This window comes from Chromobacterium sp. HL1, from assembly GCF_057418835.1.
Genome location: NZ_CP162399.1, coordinates 2865721 through 2886384 on the forward strand (window position 1 = coordinate 2865721; position 20664 = coordinate 2886384).

A 20664-nucleotide genomic window follows, 5' to 3' on the forward strand; every position below is an offset into this window, starting at 1 on the left:
AACAACCTTCTCTAGAAAGGAGGTGATCCAGCCGCAGGTTCCCCTACGGCTACCTTGTTACGACTTCACCCCAGTCATGAATCCCACCGTGGTAAGCGGCCTCCTTACGGTTAGCCTACCCACTTCTGGTGAAACTCACTCCCATGGTGTGACGGGCGGTGTGTACAAGACCCGGGAACGTATTCACCGCAGCATGCTGATCTGCGATTACTAGCGATTCCGACTTCACGCACTCGAGTTGCAGAGTGCGATCCGGACTACGATCGGTTTTATGAGATTGGCTCCACCTCGCGGCTTCGCGACCCTCTGTACCGACCATTGTATGACGTGTGAAGCCCTGGTCATAAGGGCCATGAGGACTTGACGTCATCCCCACCTTCCTCCGGTTTGTCACCGGCAGTCCCATTAGAGTGCCCAACTTAATGATGGCAACTAATGGCAAGGGTTGCGCTCGTTGCGGGACTTAACCCAACATCTCACGACACGAGCTGACGACAGCCATGCAGCACCTGTGTTAACGCTCCCTTTCGGGCACCGCCACATCTCTGCGGCGTTCGTTACATGTCAAGACCAGGTAAGGTTTTTCGCGTTGCATCGAATTAATCCACATCATCCACCGCTTGTGCGGGTCCCCGTCAATTCCTTTGAGTTTTAACCTTGCGGCCGTACTCCCCAGGCGGTCAACTTCTCGCGTTAGCTACGCTACCAAGGATTCAAACCCCCAACAGCTAGTTGACATCGTTTAGGGCGTGGACTACCAGGGTATCTAATCCTGTTTGCTCCCCACGCTTTCGTGCATGAGCGTCAGTGTCATCCCAGGGGGCTGCCTTCGCCATCGGTATTCCTCCGCATCTCTACGCATTTCACTGCTACACGCGGAATTCTACCCCCCTCTGACGCACTCTAGTCGTGCAGTCTCCAATGCCGTTCCCAGGTTAAGCCCGGGGCTTTCACATCAGACTTGCACAACCGCCTGCGCACGCTTTACGCCCAGTAATTCCGATTAACGCTTGCACCCTACGTATTACCGCGGCTGCTGGCACGTAGTTAGCCGGTGCTTATTCTTCCGGTACTCTCAGACCCAGCGGTTATTAACCACTAGGATTTGCTCCCGGACAAAAGTCCTTTACAACCCGAAGGCCTTCTTCAGACACGCGGCATGGCTGGATCAGGCTTGCGCCCATTGTCCAAAATTCCCCACTGCTGCCTCCCGTAGGAGTCTGGGCCGTGTCTCAGTCCCAGTGTGGCGGATCATCCTCTCAGACCCGCTACTGATCGACGCCTTGGTGAGCCTTTACCTCACCAACTAGCTAATCAGACATCGGCTGCTCGTATAACGTGAGGCCTTTCGGTCCCCCACTTTCCCCCTCAGGGCGTATGCGGTATTAATCCGGCTTTCGCCGAGCTATCCCCCATTACACGGTACATTCCGATGCATTACTCACCCGTTCGCCACTCGTCAGCGGTGCAAGCACCCTGTTACCGTTCGACTTGCATGTGTAAAGCATGCCGCCAGCGTTCAATCTGAGCCAGGATCAAACTCTTCAGTTCAATTCCAAGCAAATTTTCTGGCACGCAAGATCAAAGAAACATCGAGACATTTCTCGTCTTGCAGTGCAAGTGTTTGGTCATCGACCGAGCACTTACACCTATCGGTTATTCGTTCTGTTAAAGATCGGTGCAGGTCGCTGCGTTTCGTTTCCGCCGCTGCGTTGTCTGCTGAGGAGGCGAACTATACGTCAGGCCCCTAAACCCGTCAACACCTTTCGACACAAAAAAGTGCCCTCTTGCATTAAGCCCTTGAATTGCAATGAAAGCGCTGACGAGCGCGGGCGCTCAACCCTCTTCGCGCCGGCCGGAATCCCTTGGCAGCGGGCTGACTTCCTGCAATCGCCGATAGTCGATATGGTCGTTTTCTTCCGCGTCGGTATAGATCAGGTCGGCAAAAGCGTGATTCCAGCGAATGTCCTGGTGCGAAAAGGTGTGACGCGCCACCATGGGCTGAATGGTGGTTTCATCGATGCCGTTGATGGACAGAATCAGTTGCGCGCGCGCAGCCGCCAACGATTCAGCGTCGCGACCATATAAGGGACTCCCCTCCTCCAGCTTGTGCACCAGCGTCCAGCCGAGCACGAACATAGGGTGCTGGTCGCGCACCAGTTCCAAATCGTGAAGCTTGCGGAAGCTCACGCCCTCGGCGCTGACCTCATGCTGCAGCAGCCGCAAGCGGGCGCTGGCGTCGATGATCACATTATTTCTGGCATTGGCCGCGCGCAGCATCAACGCGGGCTTGCCGTCCAGCAAACGCACCACCGGACTATGGGTAAACACGATGCGCGCCCTGGGCCACGAAAAGCGGGCGAAGGTGACGCCGGTGATCAGCGCGATGCTCATCATGCCGATGAAGATTTCCAGCATCGAGACCCAATGGGCGTACAGGCTTTGCGGATGCATATCGCCGTAGCCGACGGTGGCCAGCGTTTCCACGCTGAAGAAGAAGGCGCCGAGGAAGCCCGGCGGATATTGATTGGCGATGCCGCCGGCCCGCGCCTGGTAGAGCCCGGCGAACAATAGATTCAGCGCGATGAAGGCGGCGGCGATGAATAGATAGAAGCGCGGCCAGCTGATGGTCATGCAGAAATGGTAAAGGTCTTGCAGCGAGTGGCGAGGGACGCTGTGAAGGTAGACGCTGCGGCCCCCTACTTCTACGCGCCGAGCCGGCTTGTTACCGGGGGAAGTCATGAATGGCCAGCCCGTCCTTGAGGTGGGAATGGCTGATTGTGTGAAGATCGCGAACCGGCGTCAATAAACCCGAAGGCCATCGACGCCCTGGTCACCCTCCAACGTTGCCGCTGGAGCCGTTTCTAGCCCAGCGACAACAGCGACACCACCCGGTAACGGCTGACGCCGATCAGGGCCGGCACCAACTCATAGAAGTTGCGATAGCCGTCCGGCTGATTCAGACGCGCGTTGAAATCGGACACGAACTGGCTGGCCCAGCTTTGCTCGTTCATATGCGACAGCTGTTCGATGGAGTGCTGCGCCTCGGCGATCGCGCTATTGATCGCTGCGCGGGTCTGCTGCAGCTGACCGATGGAGCGCACCACGCTTTGCAGCGCCTGGCGCACCTGGGCGTGGTCGCCCACTTTCCAGCGCTCGGGCTGAAACGCTTCGGCCTCAGGCTGCAGCTTGAGCCGCTGCGGAATGCCGCCGGGAAAACGAATGCCGCCGCCGCGCACGGTCATGCGCTCACTGAGCGCGCCCCATTGCGATTCCGGCACGCTGAACGCCAGCTGTCCGTCTTCATTCATTTCCGCGCGCACGCCGCTGGCGGCGAGACCGCGATTGAAGCGGCGCAGGAGATCCTCTTCTTCGGATGCTCCGCCCACTTGCACCGACGCCGGCGCCGCGCCGGATTCTCCGGTGGAGAACACCAGGGTTTCCGCCTGGCCGCCGGACAGGGCGGCCAGATCCAGGCCTTTGACGGTGAAGCCCTGGCGCGCGTCGGCGGCCAGATGGAAGCGCAGCTGGCCGTCCAGGCTGCCGCCGCTGGCGGTCTGGCGCTTGCGCCACTGTTCATTGAATTGCTCGAGCTGGCGCTGCAAATCGCCCTGATTCAACTGGCGTTGGGTCAGTTCGCGACTGAGTCCGGATTTGACGCCTTCCAGTTGACCCAGCAAGCCGTCGACGAAGGACAGGGCCTGCTGCGCCGAGGTCAGTTGCTCGTTGAGTTGGGCGCTGTAGCGCCAGCCCGAGGCCGGCGCGCCGCGCACTTGCGCGGCCGGCTGCGCCTGCGGCGCCGGCGCGCGCTCGATCACGCTGGCGGCGGCGACCGCGCCGGCGTCCTTGCCCCAGCGCTTGCCGCTTTGTTTGACGTTGACGGAGGAAATCGGGGTGTTCATGCCGCGCTCGATCAAATCACGTCAAACAGGGACAGCTGACTGACGCGGCCATAGGCTTTTTGGCTGGCCTGCAGCGCCATGGTGTAGCCGTTCATCTGAATGAAGGCGTCGGCGTAGTCCAGGCTGCCCAATTTGGTCATGGTCTGCTTATTGGAAAGGCTGACGTTGTCGTGATTGAGGGCCAGCGTTTTCATGATGTTCTGCGTGCCGCCCAGTTGGGCGATCTTGCTGGAGATGCCTTCCAGCGCCTTGTCGCTGGCGTTCATCGCGCTGCGGATGTCGGCGGCGACGGTCGGATCCTTATTGTCCAGCGCCGGGTCTTCCAGCCGGCCTATGGTTTTGTCCAGCTGATTGAGGATGTCGGCCATGTTTTCCAGGGTGACGTTGGACGCTTGGGTAATGCCGTCGCCCACCACCACTTGCTGCTTGTCGGTATTGCCGGTGAAGCTGTAGCGGCTGCCCGCCGGCTGGGCGGCGTCGTAAGCGAGGGCGGCCACCGCCGGCTTGGAGCCGGAGAACATGTAGCGGCCTTCGGCGTCCTTGGTGTTGGCCGAGTAGAACAGGCTTTCGCGCAGGCTGCGCAGCGGCGTCGCCATCGCCTTGAGATCGTCCACCGGCGGGTTGTTGGCGGCCGCGGTCAGCAGGTCCTTGGCGTCGCGGATGTCCAGGCTGATGCTGTCCAGGATGGATTCGTTCTTGGACAAGGTGGAGCTGAGCGCGCCGATGTTTTGCTGGTACTGGTCCAGCGCGGCTTCTTCGCGCTGCAAGCGCAACAGGCGCACGCTGGCGATGGGGTCGTCCGACGGCGCCAGCAGCCGGTCGCCGCTGGACATGCGTTGCAGCAGCTCGGCCAGCGCGGAGTTGCTGGTCTGCATCGCCAATTGCATGGTGGACAGGTATTGATTGCTGGAAACGCGCATGCTGTCTTCCTTACAAGATGGACAAGGTGCTTTCGAACAGCTGGTTCGCCACGCTGATCACCTTCATATTGGCCTGGTACATTTTCTGGAACTCCAGCAGGTCCATCGCTTCTTCGTCGCGATTGACGCCGCTTGTGTTGTGCCAGCTCTTTTCCGCTTCGGCGCGAATCACCTTGGCGCTTTCCAAGCCGGATTTGTTCTGCTTGCTGCTGACCGCCAGCTTGCCCACCATTTGCGAGTAGGCGTCGCCTATGGTGACGGCGCCGACGCCGGGCATGGTGATTTTCTGCTGCTGCAGGCCGATCACCGCCAGCAGATTGCTATTGTCGCCAGGCTTGGCCGGATCGCCGGAGAAGCCCAGCTCGGCGGAGGTGATGCCGCTGGTTTTCAGGATGCCGTTGACGCCGGAGGCGTCGTAGACGAATAGCGGCTTGCCCGGCTGGCCGTTGCTGTCGTAGCCCAGCGCCAATTGGTCGTTGACGCGCTTCGCCATTTCGCTGGCCAGGGTTTTCACCTGCGCGCGCATCGGGCGCACGGTCTGGATTTCGTATTGATTGAGCCCGCCCAGCTGGCCGCCCAGACCGTCGCCGGCCAGGGTGTATTTGTCCTTGGAGAAGTTCAGCGTCAGCACCTGGCTGCCGTCCGGCTGGCTGGTATTGCTCAGCGTGGCCGCCTGGGTGTCCGCCACCAGCGGCAGGCCGGTCTTGAGGCTGACGTTCTTGCTGCCGTCCGGCTGCGACACCACGCGCACTTCCACCAGGGCGGACAGCGAATCGATCTGACGGTCGCGCTCGTCTTCCAGGCCGGAGGTATTGGTGCCGATGGCCTTGCCGGCCGAGATCTTGGCGTTGAGGTCGGCGATATTGGACACCGAGCTGTTGATCTGGGTGACGGTGGCGGAGCGCTGCTCGGCGATGGCGCTCAGTTGGGAGCCGAACACCTTGTCCAGGTTGTTGAAGCGCTGCGCCAGCGCTTCGGCGCTGCGGATCACCGGGTCGCGCATCGCGTCGCCGGACAGGCTGGCGGCGCTGAGCGCCTGGAAGAACTGATCGAAACCGGCGGACAGGCTGCTGCCGTCGCGGCCCATCACTTGCTCCAACTGGCCAAAGTAGGGATTCTGCGCCACCAGTTCGCCCTGGCTGGACGCCGCCTGCCACAGCTGCAGGTTTTTGAAGTCGTCGTTGAAGCGGCGCACCGCGTTGACCACCACGCCGGAACCGGAGCTGTACGGGTCGCCGCTGCCGGGCATCAGCGCGGTCAGCACCACGCCCTGGCGCGAGTAGCCGGGGGTCATCTGGTTGGCGATGTTCTGGCTGACGGCGTTCAGCGCGGCCTGGGAGGCGACGGCGCCGGTCAGCGCGTTGTCTATCATGCGCATGGCGGTTCTTACCTTTTATTCAGCGGCAGCAGCGGCGGCGCGAAAGCGGCCAGACCCTGCGCGTCCGGCAGCGAGCCGGGGTTCTGTTTATCGCTTGCGACCGGCGCGCCGCCGTTCTTAAGGTGAATATTGCCACCCTCTTCCGGCAGCAGCTGGCGCAGGATGGCGTTGGCCACGCCGAACACCCGCTGCTTGGCCAGTTGGTCCGCCACCGCGCCGTCGGCGAAATCCATCATGTCGCCGTTGATGGAGTTGGCGAAGATGCTGTCCTCGCCGGCGATTTCGCGCGTGGTCTTGCGGATCTGCTTGAACATCTCGCGGACGAACTGGGCTTCGAACTGCTCCGCCGCGGCGCCGGCCTTGCGGCGGTACTCCGGCGAGGCCGGCTGCACCGCCGGCTCGTCCTTGGCGTCGGCCGGCATCGCCAGCGCGGCTTGTATCTGTTTGCTTTCCATCAGATCACCACCAGTTCGCCGTCGATCGCGCCGGCCTGATCCAGCGCCTGCAATATCGCCATGATGTCGTCCGGCGTAGCGCCGGTGCTGTTCACGGTGTCGATGATGGCGCGCAGGCTGGCGCCGGCCGGCCACTGGAACATGCGGCCGGAACCCTGGTCCACGTTGACGGTGGAATTGGGGACGGTCGTGGTCTGGCCGTTGCTGAACGGCCCGGGCTGGCTGACGCTGGGGTTTTCCGAGATCACCACGCGCAGGCTGCCGTGGGACACCGCCGCCGGGCGCACGGTGACGCCCTGGCTGATCACCACGGTGCCGGTGCGCGAGTTGAACACCACGCGCGGCACTTCGCTGCCCACGCCGACATTGACCCGCTCCAGCCGCGCGACGAAGGCGACGCGCTCGGTGGGGTCCAGCGGCGCGCGCACCTGGATGGTGGTGGCGTTGCGGGTGCTGGCCACGCGGCCGAAGCTGGCGTTGATGGCCTTGACGATATTGGTGGCGGTTTCGAAATTGGGCCGGCGCAGGCTGAGACGCACGCTGTCGCCCTCTTCGAAATCGCTGGGAATTTCGCGTTCGATGGACGCGCCGTTGGGCACGCGGCCGGAGGTGGGCGTGTTGACGGTGACGCTGGAACCGCTCTTGCCCTGGGCGGACACGCCGCCCACCACCACATTGCCCTGGGCCAAAGCGTAGATTTCGCCGTTGGCCGCCTTCAGCTGGGTCAGCAACAAGGTGCCGCCGCGCAGGCTCTTGGCGTCGCCCAGCGAGGACACCGTGACGTCTATGGTCTGGCCGCGGCCGTAACCGGGCGGCAAGCTGGCGCTGACCATCACCGCCGCCACGTTCTTGACCTTGGTGTCGGTGCGTTCCGGCATTTTCAGGCCGAACTGCTTGAGCATATTGGCCACCGACTGGCCGGAGAATTTCACCTGGGAGTTGTCGCCGGTGCCGTCCAGGCCCACCACGATGCCGTAGCCGATCAACTGGTTTTCGCGGATGCCCTCCACCGTCACCAGATTGCGCAAGGGCTGCGCCGTCGCCAGCGTCGCCGCCAGCAGCAGTGTCCATCCCGTTATTTGCTTGATAAAACCGTGCATGATCCGCCCTGAATGATTCTGTGATTGCGCATGCCCGCCCCAAGGGCCGCATACGCGAACGGCGGACGCCCGTCAGCGCCCGCCTGTTGTCCCGCCCGGACTCCCCGCCGCCCCGCCGCTCAGAACGGCATCAGCGGGCTGGCGAAGAACTTCATCAGCCAGCCGGGTTCGTTGGCGTCCGACAAGGCCCCGCGGCCGGAGTAGCCGATGCGGGCGTTGGCGATGCGCAGCGAGGACACGCGGTTGTCGGTGTCGATGTCTTCCACCCGCACATAGCCGGCCAGGCGCAGGAACTCCTCGCCCTGGTTCAGCACCAGCTGTTTTTCGCCCTTCACTTCCAGCAGGCCGTTGCCCAGCACCTTGTGGACCACCACGGTCAGCGCGCCGGACAGCATGTTCTGCTGGGTGGAGGTGGAGGAGCCGTTGAAGTCCCGGCCCGCGTCCACGCCCACTTGCGCGCGGAAGGTGGTGTTACCCAACAAGGACGGCGCGATATTGGCGCCGGATTTCTTGCCGAAGCTGGTGCCGGCCTTCTTGCTGGCCTGAGTGGTTTCTTCCAGCACCACGGTCAGCACGTCGCCGGGACGGAAGGCGCGGCTGTCCGAAGTCAGCGATTGCGCGCCGGCGACGGTGAACACGCCGCCGCCCTTGCCGCGCTGCGGCTGCTGCAGCAATTCCGGCAAGGCGAATTCCTGCGTGGTCTGCGGCGGAATCGGCTGCGCGCAGCCGGCCAGCAGCAGCGCCAGCGCGCTCAGGGCCAGCAGCTTCATCGGGCCGACTGCGCCAGGTACTGCATCATATTGTCGGCGGCGCTCAGCACCTTGGTGTTCATCTCGTAAGTGCGCTGCGCGGCGATCATGTCCACCATTTCCTCCACCACCTGGACGTTGGAGCCCTCCAGCGCGCCCTGCTTGAGCTTGCCCAGGGAGCCGGAGCCCGGCGCGTCGGTGGTGGCATCGCCGCTGGCGGCGGTTTTCTGGAACAGATTGTCGCCCAGCGCCAGCAGACCGGCCGGGTTGACGAAGCTGGCCAGTTCGATCTGACCGGCGGTTTCCAGCGTGCTGCCGCTGCCGCGGGTGTAGCTGACGGTGCCGGTTTCGCTGATGGTCACCGAGGAGGCGTCGGCCGGAATGGTGATGGACGGCTCCAGCGGCAGGCCCTGCGGGGTGACGATGGCGCCCTGGTCGTTGCGCTGCAGCTGGCCGGCGCGGGTGTAGCCGGTTTCGCCGTTGCTCATTTTCACTTGCAAAAAGCCCTGGCCGACGATGGCCAGATCCAAGGACTGATTGGTGGTGGTCAGCGTGCCCGAGGTGAACACTTTCTGGGTGCCCACCAAGCGGGTGCCGTTGCCCAGCTGCACGCCCAGCGGCGCGGTGTTGTCCTGGTCGGTCTTGCCGCCCGGCTGGCGGTCCACTTGGTAGAACAGGTCTTCGAACACCATGCGGTCGCGCTTGAAGCCGACGGTGTTGACGTTGGCGAGGTTGTTGGCGATGGCGGTCAGGCGCGCGTCCTGCGCCTGGATGCCGGTCTTGCTCACCCACATTGCTGGATTCATGTTTCGATTCCCCGATGGTTTGCGCCGTCGGCCTTGGCCGCGGCGCTGTTATTGGAAGGCCGGATCAGGCGCGCACCAGGCGGTTGCCCGCCTCCACCATGTCGCTGGCGGAGTTGAACAAGCGCATCTGCATTTCAAAGTTGCGGTTCAGCGTCATGGTGGCCACCATTTCCTCCACCGCCGACACATTGCTGCGCTCCAGATGCTCGCCCTGCACCTTGACGGTGTCGTCGGCTGCCAGCACGCCGCCCTGACGGCTGATCACCAGGCCGTTGGGGTCCTTGGCGATGTCCTGCGGCAGCGGCTTGACCAGCTTGAGCTTGTCTATCGGCTGCATTTCGCTTTCGCCGGCGGCCAGCACCGAGATCACGCCGTCGCTGCCGACGTGCAGCTTGACGTAGTCCGGCGGCAAGGTGATCTGGCCGCCGTCGCCCAGCACCGGATGGCCGTTGACGCTCAACTTGCCGTCCACGTCCGCCACCATGGCGCCGGCCCGGGTATAGGCCTCGTTGCCGTCCGGCCCCTGCACCGCGAAAAAGCCCTCGCCCTTCACCGCCACGTCCAGGTCGCGGCCGGTTTCCACCACCGCGCCGCTGCGCACGTCCACCGCGTTGGCGCCGTTCTGGCTCAGGTGGCGCGCGTCGTAGCCGTAGCCGGGCACGGTCTGGCTGGTGCTGACGCCGATGTCGGCGCGAAAGCCGCCGGTTTCGGCGTTGGCGATGTTGTTGGCGTGAATCTGCTGCGCCTTGAGCATGCGGTCGGCGCCGCTCATCGCGGTGTAGATCAGTGCGTCCATTTATCCTTGCCCCGCCTTAGACCGCCTGCATCAGCGCCTGGATGGTCTGGTTCTCGGTGGAAATCACCTTGGTGTTGGCCTGGTAATTACGCTGCGCGGTCATCAGGTCCACCAGTTCGGAGGTCATGTCCACATTGGACTGTTCCAGGGTGAAGGCCAGCAGATTGCCGGACAGGCCGGCGCCGGGGCGCGAGTAGACCGCGGTGCCGGAGCCGGCGGTTTCCACCCAGCTGGTCTGCGAAGTGGCTTGCAGCGCGGATTCATTGGGGAAGTTGGCGATGGCCAAGGTGCCCACCACTTGCTTCTGGCCGTTGCTGTAGGCCGCCACCACGTCGCCGTTGTCGTTCAGGCTGGTGCCGGTCATCGAGCCGGACGGGTAACCGTTGCTGGCGTTCAGGGTCTGGCTGCTTTCGCCGGCGAACTGAGTGGTGCCGGTGTAGTCCAGCTTCACCGCCAGCGGGGACGCGCCGGCGGGGGTGCCCAGGTTCAGCGCCACCGGCGCGGTGGGGCTGGTCAGCTTGCCGTCGGTGTCGAAATTCAGGGTGGCGGTGGTGGGCAGGTCGACGCCGTCCAGCGTGTAGTGCACGGTGACGGTGCTGGGACCGGTCTTGCAGAAGTACTGGGTCAGGTTGAGCTTATTGCCCAGGGAATCGTAAACCGTGGACACCGCCGAGCTGTTGAAGGTGTTCTGCGCCTTGTCGAACGGCACGGTCTGCACGCTCCAGCCCGCCGACATATTGCCGACGTATTGCAGCTTGTCGCTGGCCTTGGCCGGGATGTTGCCGTTGGGGATCTTGATGTCGCCGAAGGCGCCCAGCGCATTGCCGTCCGCCTTGCCGTAGCCTTGCACGCGGCGGTTGAAGCCGTCCACCAGGTAGCCGTCCTTGTCCGCGTTGAAGATGCCGACGCGCGAATAGGCCATGCCGCCGTTCAGATCGCGGCTGACGAAGAAGCCGCGGCCGTCGATGGCGGCGTCCAGCGGACGACCGGTGCGCACGGTATTGCCGTTGCGCGCCATGTTCTGACTGTGGCCGACCACTTCCACCCCCATCGGCTGCGCGCCGGCGTAGGCGGCGGAAAAACTGGTGCGGCTGGACTTGAAGCCGTAAGTGCCGGTGTTGGCGATGTTGTTACTGATATTGCCCAGTTGGTTGTTGACGGCGTTAATGCCGGACAAAGCAATGTCGAAACTCATGGTCGCTCCAAAGTTCGTAGGTGTCTTGAATCGGCGCTTCAGGCCTGGGTCTTGCCCAGCAGGCGGGTAATGGCGGAAGCGGGGAATTCGCCCAGGCCGGCCAGCGTCAGCGTAGGCTCGCCGCCGTTGATGGGCAGGCGCACGCCGGATACGGTGGCCTGCATTTCCAGCCCGGCTTTGGATTTGGACGCGGTGCGCACTTCCAGCTTGTAATCGCCTTCCACCAGGCCGTGCTTGCTCGGGTCCACGTTGAAATCGAACTCGCCGGCCGGGCGCTTGCCCAGATCGATCACGGTTTGTTGTCCGCCGGAGTCGGTCAGCACCAGGGACACCTGCTGCTCTTCGCCGGACAGGGTGACGCGGCCGGACAAGGGGTCCTTGCCGCTCAGATGCGCCTGGTCGGCCTGCACCAGCACTTGGCGTCCCACTTGCGAACCCAACGACACACCCTGCAGCTCGCGCAGCATCAAAGCGTTGCCCTGCAACTGCTTGAGCATGTCGGCGGAGCTCTTCATCTGGCTCATCTGCGCCAGCTGGCTGACGAACTGCGAGGCGTCGGTGGGGTCCAGCGGGTTCTGGTTCTGGATCTGCGCCAGCAACAGCTTCATGAACATATCGTCCATGCCCGGGTTTTGTCCGGCGGCCGGGGCCACCGCAGGATTGGCGCCGTTGGAGGCGGCGGACGGGCTCTGCTGCCCGTTTTGCGCGGCGTTCACGCTCATGCGTTGTCTCCCAGTTTCAGCAGGTCCTGCTGCATGCCCTTGACCCGGGCCAGCACTTCCACATTGGTCTGGAACGCGCGCGAGGCCGACAGCATGTCGGTCATCTCCTCCACCGCGTTCACATTGGAATAGAAAACATTGCCCTCGGCGTCGGCCAGCGGATTGCCCGGCTCGTGCGCCTTGCGCACCGGCTCCTGGTTCTGCACCACGTCCAGCACGCCCACGCTGGCGCCGCGCCAGCCGTCGAAGCCGTCGCCGCCCCGGTACTGGGTGGCGAACACCGGCTTGCGGGAGCGGTAGGCCGCCTGTTCGCTGCCGGCGGCGGTGTCGGCGTTGGCCAGATTGCTGGCCACGGTGTTGAGACGCACCGTCTGCGCCGTCATGGCGGAGCCGGCAATGCGGGAAATATCGCGAAAGGACATGGCTTACTGACCTGCTATCACTTTGGCCAGCCCGCGGAACTTCATGTTCAGGAAGGCGAGGCTGGTCTGGAATTCGGAAACGTTCTGCGCGAACTCGGCCTGCTCCACGCCCAGCTCCACGGTGTTGCCGTCGCGCGCCGGGTGGTTGGGCAGCCGGTATTGCAATTCGCCGGACGGCGAATCCAGCGGAAACGCGGCGTCGTCCGCCGAAGCGGCCAAAGCCGTTTTGAAATCGATGTCCCGCGCCTGATAACCGGGCGTGTTCTCGTTGGCGATGTTGGACGCCAGAATACGGGTGCGCTCCGCCCTCAACTGCAAGGCAGCCGGGTGGACGCTCAATGCTTTATCAAGGTGCAAACCCATTGCCTAGACCCATGCGGTTCTCTACCATATTTAAACATCGGCTATCTAATTCACATTAAATGGCCGGTCGATTGAAAAGCGATACTAATAACCGCACCCCCTCACGTATACGGGATAATTACCAAGTCATCTGTAATGGGAATTTTCACATCCTCTCGGCATCAAACCGCGCCGCTATTGGCTGCGCTGCTCATTCTGCCCTGCGTTCCGGCGCTGGCGGCCCCCTATCCGGCCGCCGCCGCGGTGGAACAGACCGCGCGTTCTCTGCTGCTGCAAAAACTGGAAAAAGCCGGCCTGGCAGCGGCCCGCGTCACCCTCAAGGCCTTGCCGCCGCGCGGCTTCAACGCCCCGCCCTGCCCGGAGCCGGTGCGCGTCGCCGCGCTGGACGAGCGCTCCCCCAGCCGCATGCGGCTGCAAGCCCGCTGCGACGCCGCCGGCTGGGACGCTGAATTCATCGTCCGCGCCGAAATCAGCGCCCGCGTGGCGGTGGCGGCGCGCGACATTCCGGCGCGCAGCCTGCTGGACGCCGGCGACATCGAATGGCAGGAACGCCCGGTGCTGGACCCGGCCGACATGGTGGGCGCCAAGACCAAGCTGGAAGGCCTGAGCAACCGCACCGCGCTGCGCCAGGGCCAGCCGCTGCGGCTCAAGGCGCTGGAGGCCAGCCTGCTGGTCAAGCGCGGCGAGGAAGTGCGCATCGTGGCGCGCAACAGCGGCATCGAGGTGGTCGCCGCCGGCGAGGCGCTGGGCAACGGCCGCCAGGGCGAAATCATCCGCGTGCGCAACAGCGCCACCGGCAAGGTGATACGCGCCCGCGCCAGCCTGCCGGGCGAGGTCAATCCGGTGGACTAAGAACCTGTTCAAGGTCTGCTGCGCGTCGTGAAATGTGACACGGTGAGTGCAGCTTCGAAATGCTCATGTACCCCTTGTACATTCCGCTTTCTCAGCGGTTTTCGCCTTGTCTCGCCCTAGCTCGCGAGACTTTGAACAGGCTCTAAGCAAATGAAAAGCCCCCGTTTGGGGGCTTTTGCTTGCGCGGGCAAGGCCGCCAGGAACAAGCGGTTTACGATCTCGCCGGAATCGTCAGCCCGCGCTGCACCGCCGGCCGCGCCAGAAAGGCGTCCAAGGCGCGCGTCACCTGCGGGAAGTCCGCAATCGACACCAGTTCGCCGGCCTCGTAAAAACCGATCAGATTGCGCACCCAGGGGAAGATGGCGATGTCGGCGATGCCGTACTCCTCCCCCATCACCCATTGGCGGCCAGTCAGTCTTTGCTCCAGCACCGCCAGCAGGCGGCGCGACTCGTTCACATAACGATCGCGCGGACGTTTGTCCTCGTAGTCCTTGCCGGCGAACTTGTGGAAGAAACCCACCTGGCCGAACATCGGGCCGATGCCGCCCATCTGGAACATCAGCCACTGTATGGCCTCGTAGCGCGCGGCGGGATCGGCGGGCAGCAATTGGCCGCTCTTCTCCGCCAGATACAGCAAGATGGCGCCGGATTCGAACAAGGCCAGCGGCTTGCCGCCCGGGCCGGCCGGATCGAGAATGGCGGGAATCTTGTTATTGGGGTTCAGCGACAGGAATTCCGGCGATAGCTGATCGTTGCTGTCGAAGCTGACCAGGTGCGCTTCGTACGGCAGGCCGGTTTCTTCCAGCATGATGGACGCCTTGACCCCGTTGGGCGTGGTCAGCGAATACAGCTGAATGCGTTCCGGATATTTCGCAGGCCATTTGCGGGTGATGGGAAAGGCGGATAAATCGCTCATACGCGCTCCATTGAGTTTGGACGGGTGGGTTGCGCGCCCATGATAAGCCCGGCTTTTGCATTTGTCTTAAATCAGCAGCTCGTCAATGGCGAGATGTTATTGACGCAATAGCTGGATACACTGTTAATCCGTGCCTATGGTCAACGCCGCCCACCAATAAGCAATTCATTCAAAAATAAATTTCCCTTCTAAATCATGTGGAATGTATTAGTTTGAAATGAGGTTGGCGTGCTCCAATGGCACTCCTGGATGGCAATTACAATGGAGGCAGCCATGCCCTTTTTTTCCGGAAAACTCAAGGAGCAGCTCAACGAGCTGACCGGCCAACTGGACGGCCTGCGCGGCATGCTGTCCGCCATCGACCGTTCCATGGCGATGATACAATTCACTCCCGACGGCATCGTCACCAACGTCAATGAAAACTTCCTGCGCACCATGGGCTACCGGCGCGAAGAAGTCATCGGCAAGCATCACCGCATCTTCTGCGATAAAAACCATGTTTCCAGCCCCGCCTACGCCGAGTTCTGGCAAAAGCTGAAACGCGGCGAGCCGGTCAACGGCCGCTTCAGCCGCTACGCCAAGAACGGCGAGGAAATCTGGCTGGAAGCCAGCTACACCCCGGTGCTGTCCAGCGACGGCCAAGTGTGCGGCGTGGTCAAAGTGGCGTCCGACATCTCCGACCAAGTGCATCAGGAACAGAACGACCAGGCCATCCGCCTGGCGATCAGCCGCTCCATGGCCCAGATCGAGTTTGATCTGGACGGCAATATCCAGGACGCCAACGAAAACTTCCTCAACACCTTCGGCTATACCTTGGCCGAAATCCGCGGCAAGCATCACCGCATGCTCTGCGACGCCGACTACGCCGCCAGCCCGGACTACGCGGAGTTCTGGCGCCAGCTGCGCCAGGGCAAGTTTTTCCAGGGCCAGTTCAAGCGCCTGAGCAAAAACGGGCAGATCATCTGGCTGGAAGCCACGTACAACCCGGTCTACGACCTCAACGGCAAGCCGGTGCGGGTGGTCAAGTTCGCCCAGGACATCAGCCGCCGGGTGCAGCAATTGCAAGCCCAGGCGGAGAACGCCCAGTCCGCGGTGGAAGTCTCGGTCAATACCGAGCAGCTATCGGTCAAGGGCAGCGCGGTGCTGGAACAAGCCGCCAGCGAAATCACCAAGGTGGCGTCCAGCGTGGAAAGCTCCTCCATCATCATCACCAAGCTGGGCGACAGCTCCGGTCAGATCGGCACCATCATCAGCACCATCAGCGAGATTGCGGACCAGACCAATCTCCTGGCCTTGAACGCGGCGATCGAGGCGGCGCGCGCCGGCGAGATGGGCCGCGGCTTCGCCGTGGTGGCGGACGAGGTGCGCAAGCTGGCCGAGCGCACCAGCCAATCCACCGGCGAGATCTCCGGCATCGTGCGCAGCATCCAGGAAGACTCCAAGTCCGCCATCACCTCCATGCAACAGGTGCGCGGCCTGGCCGACACCAGCTTGCAGCTGTCCGAACAGGCGCGCGACTCCATCGCCGAGATCCGCGCCGGCGCCAAGGAGGTGGTGCAAGTGGTGCGCGACGTGTCGGAGCTGCTGCAGCAGCGCGCCTGAGCCTGGAAGGCAGGCTCGGAAAGCCTTGATCCAAATCATGTCCGCGTCCGCCAGGACGCGGCGATACTGAGGCGCCCACACCTTTCCCGAGCCCGCGATGAAACACCCCCACCCCGCGGCGATGCTGGCCCAGGCGCCGCATCGCGCCGCCTTTCTGCCCGGCATGCTGTTCGCCATCCTGCTGCTGGCCGCCTGGAGCGCCGAGTTGGCCAGCCGCCTGCTCGGCATCCACGCCGCGCTGGCGGTGCCCTCCTCGCTGGCCCACGGCTTCCTGATGCTGTTCGGCTTCTTCCCGCTGTTCATGACCGGCTTTCTGTTCACCGCCGGCCCGCGCTGGCTGGGCGTGGAGCCGCCCGGCCGTCTTATCTTCGTCGGCGTGCCAGCGCTGATGGTGGGCGGGCTGCTGCTGTGGCTGGCCGGGCTGTGGCTGGGCATCTCCTGGACGCTGATCGGCCACGCGCTGTACACCCTGGGCTTCAGCGGCCTCACGCTGACTTTCGCCTGCCTGCTGCTGGCCAGCCCTCAAGCGGACCGCCGCCACGCCTGCGCGGTGCTGGCCGCGCTGTTCTGCGGCGCGCTGGCGCTGCTGGCCGGCGCTTACTGGCTGATCTTCCAGGACGGCCAGGCCTGGCTGTGGATGCGCAATCTGGCCTTGTGGGGCTTTCTGCTGCCGGTGTTTCTGACCGTCTGCCATCGCATGCTGCCCTTCTTCTCCGCCAACGCGCTGCCGGAGTACCAGCCCTGGCGGCCGGGCTGGCTGCTGGCCGCGCTGCTGGCCGGCTCCTTGGGTCATGGCCTGCTGGACGGCTTCGGCCTGCCCGCTTGGCCGCTGGACGCGGCGATGGCCGCGCTGCTGGCTTACGTCAGCTGGCGCTGGCGGCTAGTCGCGGCGTTGCGGGTCAGGCTGCTGGGCATGCTGCACCTGGCTTTCGCCTGGCTGCCGGTCGGCTTCGGGCTATACGCGCTCAATGGCTGGCTGGCTTCGCCGCGCCTGGCGCTGGCGGCGCTGCACGCGGTCACCGTCGGCTTTTTCCTGACCATGATGATCGCCTTCGTGTCGCGGGTGACGCTGGGCCACTCCGGCCAGCCGCTGCAGGCCAGCCCCGGCTTGTGGCGGCTCTACCTGGCCGCGCACTGGCTGGCGCTGACCCGGGTGGCCACCGAAATGCTGCCCGGCGTCTGGTCCGGCTGGTTGTACGGCGCGGCGGCCCTGGGCTGGCTATTGACGCTGGCGGCCTGGGGCCGCGCCTTCATGCCCAGCTACTGGCGGCGGCGCGCAGATGGCAAGCCGGGCTGAGAACCTGTTCACGGTCCGCGGGCCGGCCTTGAGCCCTGCGCTCAAGCCTGCCCGCGCCGGCGCAGATAATCGGGCACTTCGTCGGCCGGCATCGGCCAGCCCAGCAGATAGCCCTGCACATAGTCCACGCCCAGCCGCAGCATCAATTGCAAATCCGCCTCTTCGCCTATGCCTTCGGCCACCACCTGGATATTGCGGTCCTTGGCCAGCCGGATGGTGGATTCCAGAATCTCCCGCGCCACGCTGTCGTCAGCGGCCCCGGCCACCAGCGAACGGTCTATCTTGATCGCGCTCACCGGCAGTTCGCGCAGATACTCCAGGCCGCTGTAGCCACAGCCCACATCGTCCAAGGACACGCGGAAACCGGCCATGCGCAGCCGTATCACGTTTTCCAGCGCCTGATAGATGTTTTTCAGCCGCTGGGTTTCGGTCAGCTCCAGCGTCAACAGGGCCGGCGCCATGCCCAGTTCCTCCGCCGCCTCGGCCAGGCTGGACGGCAAATCCGGGTTGCAGAACTGGCTGGCGGTGAGATTGATCGAGACCCTCAGGCCGGACAGCGCCACTTGTCCGCTCCAACGGCGATAGTCCTCCACCGCCGCGCGGAAAATGACGAAGAACAAGTCTTCGTCCAGACCGTAGTGCTCCAGACCGGGCAAGAACGCCGAGGGCTCCAGCAAGCCCCGCTCCGGGTGACGCCAGCGCGCCAACGCCTCCACCCCCGCCACCCTCAGCCGGGCGGAATCGGCCTGCGGCTGATACCAGGGCAGGATTTCGCCGCACCGCAATGCCCGCTCCAGCTCCTGACGGTCGAAATCCGACGACGCCCCGTCCCATGCCGGCCGGCGCGCCACCGTTTCCCACAGCTTGCATAGCTGTTCCATGGACAAGGGCGTGTTCAGGCTGCCTATCACCGGCAGATTGTGAAACGCGGCCACGCGGTAAGCGCCCATCAGCATGTCCTTGGACAGCGAGCTGTTGAACACGATGGGCGGCACCGCCGGCAGGCCGGACAGATGCCGCAACAGCAGGATGCCGTCCATCCCCGGCATATTGAGGTCGCTGATCATCAAGTCGTAGCGATGTCGCTGCAAACGCTCGAGCGCGTCGGCGCCGTCGCGCGCCTCGTCGATGCGGTCGATGCCCACTTGGCGCAAAGCCTGGCTCAGCGCGCAACGCTGCAAATCGTGATCGTCCACGATCAAAACCCGCATCGGCGCCGGGCCGGGTTTGGCGGTTATCGGTTCCATGGCATGTTCTCTGTCCCTTTCAGAGCGCTATTTTCCTTAGCCGGCCCAAGTGTAAGGAATAGGAAGATGCTGAATTTGCCGGTGAATTTCCGGATATGGTTTTTCCGCTCTTATCAAAATCGCATCAAACTTTGCCGTATGAGAGCGCGTTTTTGTTCTATATCACCATTGGAGACCGCCAAGATGAAATCCCATTCCAATCAAGCAAATAGCGCGAAAAACGACGGCCACAGCCCGGATTGACCCAAATTGAATGAGCGCGTCCGGCGCCCGCGTCGTATACCGGCAACGTCAAGCAGGAGGCCCGGCAATGAGAAGCAATCTTCCCGTGGATGGCACCGAGGTGTTTTTGCTGCCCCACCGCCCCATCGTCACCAAGACCAACCTGAAAGGCCAGATCACTTACGCCAACCGCGCCTTCATCGATATCAGCGGTTTCAGCGAAGAAGAATTGATCGGGCAGCCGCACAATATCGTCCGCCATCCGGACATGCCTCAGGCCGCCTTCGACGATCTCTGGAGCACCATCAAGACCGGCCGCCCCTGGAAAGGCCTGGTCAAGAACCGCACCAAGCAAGGACATTTCTATTGGGTGGAGGCCTATGTCACGCCCATCTGCGAGGGCGGCCAGCCGGTGGGTTATATGTCGGTGCGCAGCGCCCCGTCCAAACAGCAGACCGCCGACGCCGAGCAGCTTTACGCCCGCGTCCGCGAACGGAGTCAGGCGTTTCCGGAAACCCGCCACGCCGCCCCGCCGACGACGGCCTCGCTGTTACTGTGCGCGCAATTGCCCGCCGCGGCGCTGATCCTGGCCGGCGCCGCCGCGGACGGCGCCTTGCGCCTGACGCTGCTGACGCTGGCGGCGGTCTGGGCCTTGGCGGCCTCCTATCTGGCCGGGCGTTGGCTGGCGCGGCCGATAGACGCGGCGCAGCGCGCGCTGATGCGGCTGGCCGAAGGCGACTTCAGCGCCCAGATTCCCCCCTCCGGCCCGCGCGAGCCGCGCGCGGTGCTGGAGGAGATGGAAACCCTGCGCATCCACCTGCGCGCCATCCTGGCCGACGTGGTTGCCGGTGCAGAGGACGTCAGCGAAGCCGCCACCGCCACCCACGCCGAAGCCGAATCACTGAACGCCCGCGGCGAATCCACGCTGGAAGGCATCACCCGGGTGGCGGCCGCCTTGCAGCAGCTGTCGGTGTCGGTGAACGAGATTTCGCAATCCACCCGCACCGGGGCCGAGTTCGCCGACCAGGCCACCGAACTGGCCAGCCAGGGCGAGGCTCAGATGAGCGACACCCGCCAGGCGGCCCAGGCCGTGGTCAGCGAGGTGTCCTGCACCCGCGACATCATCATCAAGCTGGAGCAATCGGTGGAATCGATCAACACCGTCACCGGCGTGATCAAGGACATCGCCAACCAGACCAATCTATTGGCGCTGAACGCGGCGATAGAAGCCGCGCGCGCCGGCGAACAGGGCCGCGGCTTCGCCGTGGTGGCGGACGAAGTGCGCAAACTGGCGGAACGCACCGCCGGCAACACGCTGGAGATAGAACAATCGGTGTCCTTCCTGCGCGAACGCTCGCAAGAAGCGCTGGAGGAAGTGAAGGCCGCGGTGAACAAGGTCCATACCGCCGAGGAAACCATACAAGCGGCGGCCGAGGGCCTGGAGGCAATCCGCAACGCCAACGAGAAAGTGGCGGAGTCCTCCTCCAGCGTGGCCAATATGCTGCAGCAGCAATCGTCCGCCTCCACCGAAGTGGCCCAGAGCATGGAAACCATGAGCACGCTGACCGAACAGAACAGCCACAGCATCGCCGCCACCCTGCAAGTAGCGCAGAAGCTGCACACCACCGCCAGCGATCTGCGCCGCCTGGTCAGCCAATTCGAAAAACATATGTGAGCGGCATCCATCCTGCGGCCGTATGGCATGTTTGCGAAAAATATT

General features: G+C 63.6%; 19 protein-coding genes and 1 rRNA gene. 4 read left to right on the top strand and 16 right to left on the bottom strand.

What is annotated here, in order from left to right; translation table 11 throughout:
* Positions 1 to 15 precede the first annotated feature (15 nt).
* The 14 genes from AB1Z25_RS12815 to flgB all read right to left on the bottom strand — a co-directional run bounded on the left by AB1Z25_RS12815 (position 16) and on the right by flgB (position 12808).
* Positions 16 to 1551 (bottom strand): 16S ribosomal RNA (locus AB1Z25_RS12815).
* A gap of 285 nt (positions 1552 to 1836) precedes the next feature.
* Entirely contained in the window at positions 1837 to 2634 is a 798-nt protein-coding gene (locus AB1Z25_RS12820) for an ion channel (RefSeq protein WP_486635399.1), read from the bottom strand.
* 230 nt (positions 2635 to 2864) lie between these two features.
* Complete coding sequence (locus AB1Z25_RS12825) at positions 2865 to 3902, bottom strand: hypothetical protein (RefSeq protein WP_227107817.1); 1038 nt, start codon at positions 3900 to 3902, stop codon at positions 2865 to 2867.
* Positions 3903 to 3913: 11 nt separating this feature from the next.
* Positions 3914 to 4822 carry a flagellar hook-associated protein FlgL gene (flgL, locus tag AB1Z25_RS12830; protein ID WP_486635400.1) on the bottom strand — a complete coding sequence of 303 codons (909 nt, stop codon included), beginning with the start codon at positions 4820 to 4822 and terminating at the stop codon, positions 3914 to 3916.
* Between the two features lie 10 nt (positions 4823 to 4832).
* Positions 4833 to 6200, bottom strand: coding sequence for a flagellar hook-associated protein FlgK (flgK, locus tag AB1Z25_RS12835; protein WP_107800162.1), 1368 nt, complete (start codon positions 6198 to 6200; stop codon positions 4833 to 4835).
* A gap of 8 nt (positions 6201 to 6208) precedes the next feature.
* Positions 6209 to 6655 carry a flagellar biosynthesis protein FlgJ gene (locus tag AB1Z25_RS12840; RefSeq protein ID WP_107800161.1) on the bottom strand — a complete coding sequence of 149 codons (447 nt, stop codon included), beginning with the start codon at positions 6653 to 6655 and terminating at the stop codon, positions 6209 to 6211.
* Positions 6655 to 7755, bottom strand: coding sequence for a flagellar basal body P-ring protein FlgI (locus tag AB1Z25_RS12845; protein WP_019102956.1), 1101 nt, complete (start codon positions 7753 to 7755; stop codon positions 6655 to 6657). The genes AB1Z25_RS12840 and AB1Z25_RS12845 overlap by 1 nt, the downstream gene beginning before the upstream one ends.
* Positions 7756 to 7874: 119 nt before the next feature.
* Positions 7875 to 8525: a flagellar basal body L-ring protein FlgH gene (flgH, locus tag AB1Z25_RS12850; RefSeq protein ID WP_048415603.1), complete on the bottom strand. Its 651-nt coding sequence runs from the start codon at positions 8523 to 8525 to the stop codon at positions 7875 to 7877.
* Entirely contained in the window at positions 8522 to 9310 is a 789-nt protein-coding gene (gene flgG, locus AB1Z25_RS12855; protein ID WP_082159140.1) for a flagellar basal-body rod protein FlgG, read from the bottom strand. Before flgG ends, flgH begins: the two co-directional genes overlap by 4 nt.
* Positions 9311 to 9374: 64 nt before the next feature.
* Entirely contained in the window at positions 9375 to 10106 is a 732-nt protein-coding gene (locus AB1Z25_RS12860; protein ID WP_107800159.1) for a flagellar basal body rod protein FlgF, read from the bottom strand.
* Positions 10107 to 10122: 16 nt separating this feature from the next.
* The gene (locus tag AB1Z25_RS12865) at positions 10123 to 11301 is read right to left on the bottom strand and encodes a flagellar hook protein FlgE (protein WP_227107813.1); all 1179 of its coding nucleotides are present in this window, start codon (positions 11299 to 11301) and stop codon (positions 10123 to 10125) included.
* Between the two features lie 38 nt (positions 11302 to 11339).
* Positions 11340 to 12023, bottom strand: coding sequence for a flagellar hook capping FlgD N-terminal domain-containing protein (locus AB1Z25_RS12870; protein WP_107800157.1), 684 nt, complete (start codon positions 12021 to 12023; stop codon positions 11340 to 11342).
* The gene (flgC, locus tag AB1Z25_RS12875) at positions 12020 to 12445 is read right to left on the bottom strand and encodes a flagellar basal body rod protein FlgC (protein ID WP_107800156.1); all 426 of its coding nucleotides are present in this window, start codon (positions 12443 to 12445) and stop codon (positions 12020 to 12022) included. The genes AB1Z25_RS12870 and flgC overlap by 4 nt, the downstream gene beginning before the upstream one ends.
* Before the next feature lie 3 nt (positions 12446 to 12448).
* Complete coding sequence (gene flgB, locus AB1Z25_RS12880) at positions 12449 to 12808, bottom strand: flagellar basal body rod protein FlgB (RefSeq protein ID WP_039755772.1); 360 nt, start codon at positions 12806 to 12808, stop codon at positions 12449 to 12451.
* Positions 12809 to 12943: 135 nt separating this feature from the next.
* On the opposite strand from flgB, the gene flgA reads away from it, so the two are divergent.
* On the top strand, positions 12944 to 13660 hold the full coding sequence (gene flgA, locus AB1Z25_RS12885; RefSeq protein WP_227107811.1) for a flagellar basal body P-ring formation chaperone FlgA: 717 nt from the start codon (positions 12944 to 12946) through the stop codon (positions 13658 to 13660).
* Between the two features lie 211 nt (positions 13661 to 13871).
* Here flgA and AB1Z25_RS12890 read toward each other — a convergent pair whose 3' ends face one another.
* Positions 13872 to 14576 (bottom strand): glutathione S-transferase N-terminal domain-containing protein, encoded by a 705-nt coding sequence (locus AB1Z25_RS12890; protein ID WP_235087946.1) that lies wholly within the window; start codon positions 14574 to 14576, stop codon positions 13872 to 13874.
* Between the two features lie 273 nt (positions 14577 to 14849).
* Here AB1Z25_RS12890 and AB1Z25_RS12895 point away from each other — a divergent pair, with 273 nt between their 5' ends.
* Together AB1Z25_RS12895 and AB1Z25_RS12900 are read left to right on the top strand one after the other, a co-directional pair.
* Positions 14850 to 16178, top strand: coding sequence for a methyl-accepting chemotaxis protein (locus AB1Z25_RS12895; RefSeq protein WP_486635401.1), 1329 nt, complete (start codon positions 14850 to 14852; stop codon positions 16176 to 16178).
* Between the two features lie 97 nt (positions 16179 to 16275).
* Complete coding sequence (locus AB1Z25_RS12900) at positions 16276 to 17475, top strand: NnrS family protein (RefSeq protein ID WP_486635402.1); 1200 nt, start codon at positions 16276 to 16278, stop codon at positions 17473 to 17475.
* A gap of 41 nt (positions 17476 to 17516) precedes the next feature.
* Here the strand turns inward: AB1Z25_RS12900 and AB1Z25_RS12905 are convergent, their stop codons facing one another.
* Complete coding sequence (locus AB1Z25_RS12905) at positions 17517 to 18722, bottom strand: EAL domain-containing response regulator (protein WP_253314386.1); 1206 nt, start codon at positions 18720 to 18722, stop codon at positions 17517 to 17519.
* Between the two features lie 310 nt (positions 18723 to 19032).
* On the opposite strand from AB1Z25_RS12905, the gene AB1Z25_RS12910 reads away from it, so the two are divergent.
* Positions 19033 to 20619, top strand: a complete 1587-nt coding sequence (locus tag AB1Z25_RS12910) for a methyl-accepting chemotaxis protein (RefSeq protein WP_486635403.1) — start codon at positions 19033 to 19035, stop codon at positions 20617 to 20619.
* Positions 20620 to 20664: the final 45 nt, after the last annotated feature.

Coding starts and splice junctions, on each gene's coding strand:
- AB1Z25_RS12820 (WP_486635399.1), bottom strand. CDS start 2,634: ATGACCATCAGCTGGCCGCGCTTCTATCTATTCATCGCCGCCGCCTTC.
- AB1Z25_RS12825 (WP_227107817.1), bottom strand. CDS start 3,902: ATGAACACCCCGATTTCCTCCGTCAACGTCAAACAAAGCGGCAAGCGC.
- flgL (WP_486635400.1), bottom strand. CDS start 4,822: ATGCGCGTTTCCAGCAATCAATACCTGTCCACCATGCAATTGGCGATG.
- flgK (WP_107800162.1), bottom strand. CDS start 6,200: ATGCGCATGATAGACAACGCGCTGACCGGCGCCGTCGCCTCCCAGGCC.
- AB1Z25_RS12840 (WP_107800161.1), bottom strand. CDS start 6,655: ATGGAAAGCAAACAGATACAAGCCGCGCTGGCGATGCCGGCCGACGCC.
- AB1Z25_RS12845 (WP_019102956.1), bottom strand. CDS start 7,755: ATGCACGGTTTTATCAAGCAAATAACGGGATGGACACTGCTGCTGGCG.
- flgH (WP_048415603.1), bottom strand. CDS start 8,525: ATGAAGCTGCTGGCCCTGAGCGCGCTGGCGCTGCTGCTGGCCGGCTGC.
- flgG (WP_082159140.1), bottom strand. CDS start 9,310: ATGAATCCAGCAATGTGGGTGAGCAAGACCGGCATCCAGGCGCAGGAC.
- AB1Z25_RS12860 (WP_107800159.1), bottom strand. CDS start 10,106: ATGGACGCACTGATCTACACCGCGATGAGCGGCGCCGACCGCATGCTC.
- AB1Z25_RS12865 (WP_227107813.1), bottom strand. CDS start 11,301: ATGAGTTTCGACATTGCTTTGTCCGGCATTAACGCCGTCAACAACCAA.
- AB1Z25_RS12870 (WP_107800157.1), bottom strand. CDS start 12,023: ATGAGCGTGAACGCCGCGCAAAACGGGCAGCAGAGCCCGTCCGCCGCC.
- flgC (WP_107800156.1), bottom strand. CDS start 12,445: ATGTCCTTTCGCGATATTTCCCGCATTGCCGGCTCCGCCATGACGGCG.
- flgB (WP_039755772.1), bottom strand. CDS start 12,808: ATGGGTTTGCACCTTGATAAAGCATTGAGCGTCCACCCGGCTGCCTTG.
- flgA (WP_227107811.1), top strand. CDS start 12,944: ATGGGAATTTTCACATCCTCTCGGCATCAAACCGCGCCGCTATTGGCT.
- AB1Z25_RS12890 (WP_235087946.1), bottom strand. CDS start 14,576: ATGAGCGATTTATCCGCCTTTCCCATCACCCGCAAATGGCCTGCGAAA.
- AB1Z25_RS12895 (WP_486635401.1), top strand. CDS start 14,850: ATGCCCTTTTTTTCCGGAAAACTCAAGGAGCAGCTCAACGAGCTGACC.
- AB1Z25_RS12900 (WP_486635402.1), top strand. CDS start 16,276: ATGAAACACCCCCACCCCGCGGCGATGCTGGCCCAGGCGCCGCATCGC.
- AB1Z25_RS12905 (WP_253314386.1), bottom strand. CDS start 18,722: ATGGAACCGATAACCGCCAAACCCGGCCCGGCGCCGATGCGGGTTTTG.
- AB1Z25_RS12910 (WP_486635403.1), top strand. CDS start 19,033: ATGAGAAGCAATCTTCCCGTGGATGGCACCGAGGTGTTTTTGCTGCCC.